Source organism: Clostridium sp. (genome assembly GCF_051654825.1).
In the GTDB taxonomy this organism is placed as follows: domain Bacteria; phylum Bacillota; class Clostridia; order Clostridiales; family Clostridiaceae; genus Clostridium.
The window spans coordinates 1-5,572 of the sequence record NZ_JBOFYU010000195.1; the positions used below are offsets into that span (position 1 = coordinate 1).

7 protein-coding genes are annotated in these 5,572 nt (G+C 28.1%); 6 read left to right on the forward strand and 1 reads right to left on the reverse strand.

From position 1 onward, the window contains the following. Window positions 1-744, forward strand: a 744-nt coding sequence (locus tag ACRDBA_RS11150; RefSeq protein ID WP_438572991.1) for an ATP-dependent DNA helicase, incomplete at its 5' end; no start/stop codon positions are given. Window positions 745-882: 138 nt separating this feature from the next. Here the strand turns inward: ACRDBA_RS11150 and ACRDBA_RS11155 are convergent. After that, window positions 883-1,764: an aldose 1-epimerase family protein gene (locus tag ACRDBA_RS11155; RefSeq protein WP_438572997.1), complete on the reverse strand. Its 882-nt coding sequence runs from the start codon at window positions 1,762-1,764 to the stop codon at window positions 883-885. A 195-nt stretch (window positions 1,765-1,959) separates the two neighbouring features. Here ACRDBA_RS11155 and ACRDBA_RS11160 point away from each other — a divergent pair, with 195 nt between their 5' ends. From ACRDBA_RS11160 to ACRDBA_RS11180, 5 genes are all read left to right on the forward strand, one after another. Beyond that, on the forward strand, window positions 1,960-2,808 hold the full coding sequence (locus ACRDBA_RS11160) for a YihY/virulence factor BrkB family protein (RefSeq protein WP_438572992.1): 849 nt from the start codon (window positions 1,960-1,962) through the stop codon (window positions 2,806-2,808). Between the two features lie 157 nt (window positions 2,809-2,965). Further along, entirely contained in the window at window positions 2,966-3,325 is a 360-nt protein-coding gene (locus tag ACRDBA_RS11165; protein ID WP_438572993.1) for a single-stranded DNA-binding protein, read from the forward strand. A 435-nt stretch (window positions 3,326-3,760) separates the two neighbouring features. Continuing rightward, on the forward strand, window positions 3,761-4,090 hold the full coding sequence (locus tag ACRDBA_RS11170) for a DUF6514 family protein (RefSeq protein WP_438572994.1): 330 nt from the start codon (window positions 3,761-3,763) through the stop codon (window positions 4,088-4,090). A 61-nt stretch (window positions 4,091-4,151) separates the two neighbouring features. After that, window positions 4,152-4,523, forward strand: coding sequence for a holo-ACP synthase (gene acpS / locus ACRDBA_RS11175; RefSeq protein ID WP_438572995.1), 372 nt, complete (start codon window positions 4,152-4,154; stop codon window positions 4,521-4,523). Next, the coding region (locus ACRDBA_RS11180) for an NAD(P)H-hydrate epimerase (protein ID WP_438572996.1) at window positions 4,523-5,572 on the forward strand (1,050 nt) is incomplete at its 3' end. The genes acpS and ACRDBA_RS11180, both read left to right, overlap by 1 nt.

Below are 5,572 nucleotides of genomic sequence, written 5' to 3' on the forward strand. Positions count from 1 at the left end.
TTTTGTGTAAATCCATCTAAAAATTTATCTAGCATTGTTCAAAAAAGTTATTCAACTATAATATTTTCAGCAACTCTGACCCCTTTAAAATATTATATAGATTTATTAGGAGGAGATGAAAAAAGCTATAGAGTTAAAATAGATTCTCCATTTGATCCTAATAACTTTAGTACCTATGCTAATCCAATTAATATGAGATATACTGAAAGAGAAAAAAATATTGATAAGGTATGTGAATTAGTTAAGCAATTTATTGAAGAGGAAAAAGGAAATTACATGCTGTTTTTACCTTCTTATGATTATTTAAATAAGATTTACGAGAGATTTACAGAGTTGTATGGATGTGAAGATACCTTATGTCAATCAGAAGTATTAAATGAAGACGATAGAGAGTCCTTTATAAAGAGCTTTAAGGAAGATAGCAATATATTAGCTTTTTGCGTTATAGGTGGAATTTTTTCTGAGGGTATAGATTTACCAGGAAGAAGACTTATAGGAAGTATAGTAGTAGGTGTTGGATTTCCTAGGATTTCAAAAGAAGGTGAAATAGTAAGAGACTATTATAAGGAAAATGGATTTGACTATGCATATGTTTATCCAGGAATAAATAAGATTTTACAGGCAGCAGGAAGGGTTATAAGAACTGAAACAGACAAGGGAAGATTATTGTTAGTTGATGATAGATATTTTACTTCAAAATATAAAAGTTTATTACCACAAGGATGGAATATTAAGAGAAGATAAGATCTAAACGTGAATAGTGAAGATTGAATAGAGTGAGAGATTTTATAATAAATTTAAAATAAAACAAACTAGACACTAGTAAGAATATTTTCTTGCTAGTGTCTAGTTTTATTAATTTCTATTTAAATTAATATATTATTATAGATTTATAAATAAGCCGTAAGAAGCATTAAAGCTTTCACCTATATTTAATTTTTCAATACCAGCTTTATCTTTAAGCTCTCCAGTAAAGTCTTCATAATCACTATGACCATACCAAGGTTCTAGACATACAAATGGAGCACCAGTAGCTTTTGTCCATAATGCCATGTAAGGGAACCCTGTAAAGTCCATTGATAATGACTTATTATTATTTTTAGATTTTATAGTTATAATATTTGATTTTAAATCATCAAAAACTAAAGCATCATTTTTAAATACTTCTAAGCTTATTGGTAAGATATTAGTATTATTTAAATATTCTTTCCTATCTCTTGTGAAGTATCCTGTTTTAGGGTCAAGAACCATTAGTGATGAATTCTCAGTCTTGTTAAATTCAAAGTAACAATCATTCATTGAATCAGTTGACTCTATTGGGCACATAAAAGCAGGATGAGCTCCTATTGAGAAGTAAATAGTATTATCATCAGCATTAGCTACAGTATAGCCTACAGTAACACCATTTTCTAAAAGAGTATAAGTTAACTTAAGTGAAAATTTATAAGGATATACCTTTAATGTATCTTCAGACCAAGTAAGTTCAAAAACAATATGAGAATCACTTTTTTCAATCATCTCAAATTCTCTAGTTCTTGCAAGACCATGTTGAGGTAATTCGTAGTTTTTCCCATCAACTCTATAAGTATTATCTTTTACTCTACCTACTATAGGGAATAAAACAGGTGAGTGGTATTTCCAATATTCTTCATTACCATTCCAAAGATATTCAGTATCATCATTTTTATTTTTTATGCTATGTAATTCACCACCAAAAGTGCTAGCTATAATCTTAATATTATTGTTCTCTAATTCGTATAACATCATAAAAACAACCTTTCATAATAAATTTTTAATAAGACTCATATAGATTATACTATATGGGAATATTTAAATAAATAAGTACAAATTTATAATATTTAGTTAATATGAAAAAAAGGATATTATTACTTTGTAATGTTGAGCATCTATTATATAATAGATAGATATGGAAAATAATAATAAAGATGTGGTGATTGAATGAAAAATGAGGAATTGGGGAAAAAGAGATCTGTTGTAGATTTTATTATATATTTTATTGTAAAAGTAAAAAATGACGATATTTTTGCATTAGGATCTCAATTAGCATATTATTTAATATTATCATTTTTCCCTTTTTTAATATTTTTAATGACCTTAATAGGGTTTAGTAATTTAAATTCTGGGGAAATACTAGATGGATTAAGAACTATATTACCAATGAATGTTTTTACGCTAATAGATAAGACTGTTATAGAAGTGGTAGATACCCAAAATTCAGGATTATTAGGGGCATCTATAGTCCTTACTATATGGTCAGCTTCTTCAGGTTTCAGAGCTGTTACAAAGGGATTAAATAAGGCGTATGATATAAAAGAAAATAGATCTTTTATAAAGAGAGTACTAGTAGCTATGGTGTTTACTTTTGCACTTGCAATGACAATAGTATTATCTTTGGCATTACTTGTATTTGGAGATTTAATAGGAAAGTATTTAGTATCTGTCCTACCTTTTGAAGAGGTTATAGGATGGCTTTGGAATGTGTCTAGATATTTCTTAATAGTCTTTATAATGGTATGGATATTTGCAGGTATATATAGATATACTCCAGCAAAGAAAATAAGATGGAGAGAAGTAGTGCCAGGAGCTATTATAAGTACTTTAGGGTGGATTGTAGTATCAGTAGGGTTTTCTTACTATATAAATAATATTGCTAACTATTCTAGATTATATGGAGGGCTAGGGGCTGTATTTGTATTAATGACGTGGATTTATATAACATCCATAATTCTTATTTTAGGAGCAGAAATAAATTCAGTTATATCAATGATAAAAAGGCAAAGATTATAAAAGGCGCAAGATGCGCTTTTTTTATTGATTAAAATACTAATGCTACTTATAGAAATTTGTCTAAGATAAACATATATTTTTATCAGAATTTTACTTTTGAATAGAAAAAATATAAGTGGATATAATCAAAGAAGAAATATTCAGGAGGTTAAGTAAGGTGAATAAAATAGTGTTATTAGGAAAATTAATAAGTGACCCTGAACTAAAGAAATTAGATGATTCGGATAAAGTATTTACAAGATTTATAATCGCAGTTGATAGAAGTTTTAAATCACAAGATGGTACAAGAAAATCAGATTTAATACCAATAACTTTATGGGGAAGAAAAGCTGAGGTAGTTTGTAAATATATGAAAAAAGGAAGTTATATAAGCTTAAGTGGAAGATTAAGAACAGGAAGTTATGAAGATAAATTAGGAATAAAAAAATATATTGCAGAAGTAGTTGCAGAAGACTTTAAGTTTGTAGGTGAAAGAAAATATGAAAGGGAAGATAGCCTAGACAAAGAGCAAGCGTAAGTCTAATAGAATTGTCAAAATATATTTCTAGAAAAAGTCTTGTAACAATCATATGGATGTTTTAAATAGACCTTAAATATACTTTTTAGTTATTTAAGGTCTTTATTATTTTAAGAGCAATTTAATTTGAAAATGAATAATTGGAATTATTCGACTTTAATATACAAGTATACCTTTATAGATGTGGGTACTTTATTAGAAAATTAATTATAAATATAAAAAACATAGAAAAAAATTTAGTAATAAGTTAATATATTACATATTTGTAATATATTGTTACAATATATGAAAAAACTTAAAAAAAATGTTGGAAAATAGAAGAATATTTTAAGCATATAACAAACAATGTTTGACATAGTTTTGATATTTACTGTGATATTGTTTTAATGTGATAGCTAATCATATATAAATTTGGGTTACTAAGGGGGGAAGCATATGAATATTGTTGATAGCTTGTGCACGACAAAGACAGAAGAGGATAAGGAAATAAGATATATTTATAGGGTAACAAAGGAATATTTTAATGAGAGTCAAGCCTATGGTATAGAAGTTGAAAGGCTGGATTTGAAATGTGGGCGTGTTGTTAACATTGAAAGAGATGGAATTAGATTAATATCAAATAATAGGTTTAAAGTAAGTGAGCTTATGAGAATGTTGCATAAGCATCAGGTTTCACCAATACACTTAGTTGATATACTTGGAGAGTATGTTGATGAATATATTTATGACTTTGATGAGCTTGAAGATCAGAGAGTTATAAATTAATAGAAGTTTCTATTTAATCATCTAATATTTATAGTAAAATATATGATAAAGAGGTGATTAAGTGATTATAGGAATAGGAACAGATATAATAGAAATAGAGAGAATTGAAAAAGCAATGAAAACTACTAGAGGATTTTTGACTAAATTATTTACAGAAAAAGAAATTGATCTTTTTAATAGTAAAAATATGAGAGCAGAAGTTGTGGCTGGTAATTTTGCAGCTAAAGAAGCTATTAGTAAAGCACTTGGAACAGGTGTAAGAGGTTTTTCACTTAATGAAATTGAAGTTTTAAGAGATGAACTAGGTAAGCCTATAGCTAATTTAAGTAGTAATATAGATAAAATATTATGCAATAGGAATTATAAATTAAGCATATCAATATCTCATTGTAATACATGTGCTACTGCTTTTGCCATACTGGAGGAAGCTTAATGTATGTATTACCGGTTGAAGAGTGTAAAAAGTTAGATAAGTACACAATAGAAAAATTAGGAATACCTAGTATAGTATTAATGGAGAATGCTGCAACAGAGGTAGTGTCCAATATTATCAACAAAGGAAAAGGTTTTCTTATAGTTTGTGGAGCAGGAAATAACGGTGGAGATGGATTAGCAATTGCTAGAAAATTAATAGTTAGTGGAAAAGATGTAAAGGTGATTATAATTTCTGAGGGGAGAAATTATAGCACTGATTTTTTGACTAATTTTGAAGTGTTAAAAAATATAAAGTGTCATATCGACTATATAAAAAGCCATAGTGATCTTGATATATTAAAGATCAGGTTAAAGGAATGTGATGTTCTAGTTGATTGTATTTTTGGTGTGGGTCTCAATAGGAATTTAAATGATTTCTATATGGATATAATCAATGAGGTAAATGGGAGTAAGGCAATAAAGGTTTCGGTTGATGTACCGTCAGGACTAAATAGTAATACGGGAAAAACCATGGGGAAAGCTGTTAAAGCTGATATTACATATACATTCGAGGTCATTAAATTAGGCTTTTTAAGTTATGATGCTTATGATTATTTAGGAAAAGTTGAAGTTCTTAATATAGGTATTCCTGATTTTGTTAAGGATACACACAATGTAAAAATAGTAGCCCTAGATAAAAAAGAATATTCATATATGCTAAAAAAGAGAAGTGTGTATGGACATAAAGGAACTTATGGAAGAGCAACAATATTTGCAGGAAGCAAAGGATACACAGGTGCTGCTTATATTTCAACAGAAGCTTGTGTAAAAACAGGAACAGGACTTACTACATTGGTTTCATCAGAGTATGTTCAAGATATATTAAGTGAAAAGCTTGTTGAAGCAATGACAGTTAATATTTCTGATGGGGATGATGTAAAGAAAGTTATTAATAATTCAGATATTATAGCCTTTGGGCCAGGGATAAAAAGCGATAATGTGTGGGAGAAAATTTTAAAAAATATAATTAATAATACTAAGTGTAAATTAGTAATTGATGCTGAAGGA